This window comes from Streptomyces sp. NRRL S-87, assembly GCF_000719335.1.
In the GTDB taxonomy this organism is placed as follows: Bacteria; Actinomycetota; Actinomycetes; order Streptomycetales; family Streptomycetaceae; genus Streptomyces.
On the sequence record NZ_JOGB01000185.1, the window covers coordinates 1 to 456 of the forward strand.

General features: G+C 72.1%; 1 protein-coding gene. It reads left to right on the top strand.

The window, feature by feature from the left end; all coding sequences use genetic code 11:
* Positions 1-456: phosphopantetheine-binding protein (locus IF43_RS37530; RefSeq protein WP_037891697.1), on the top strand; the 456-nt coding region annotated here is incomplete at both ends.

The following is a 456-nucleotide window of genomic DNA, read 5'->3' on the forward strand; positions in this document are numbered from 1 at the left end:
CCCAACCACTTCGTGCACCTGGACAAGATCCCCACCACCCCCAACGGAAAGGTCGACCGACGCGCCCTGCCGATCCCCGCGCAGGCCGCCCCCACCACCGTCCACACCCCGCCCCGCACGCCCCTGGAGACGACCCTCGCGGCCGTGTGGGCCGACACCCTCCAGATACCCCGGGTCGGGATCCACGACAACTTCTTCGACCTCGGCGGCCACAGCCTCCTCGCCACCCGGGCCGTGAACCACATCGGCCGGGCGCTCGGCGTGGACGTCCCCGTCCGCCGGCTGTTCAGCCACCCGACGGTGGCCGAACTCGCCGCCAGCCTGGACGAGTGCGACGAGGTGGCCCCGCCCGTCCCGCGCCGTGCGGAGGGCGTGCGGGAGGTTCCGTTGTCGTTCGCGCAGCAGCGTCTGTGGTTCCTGGACCAGTTGGATCCGGGGAGTGCGGAGTACGTGGTG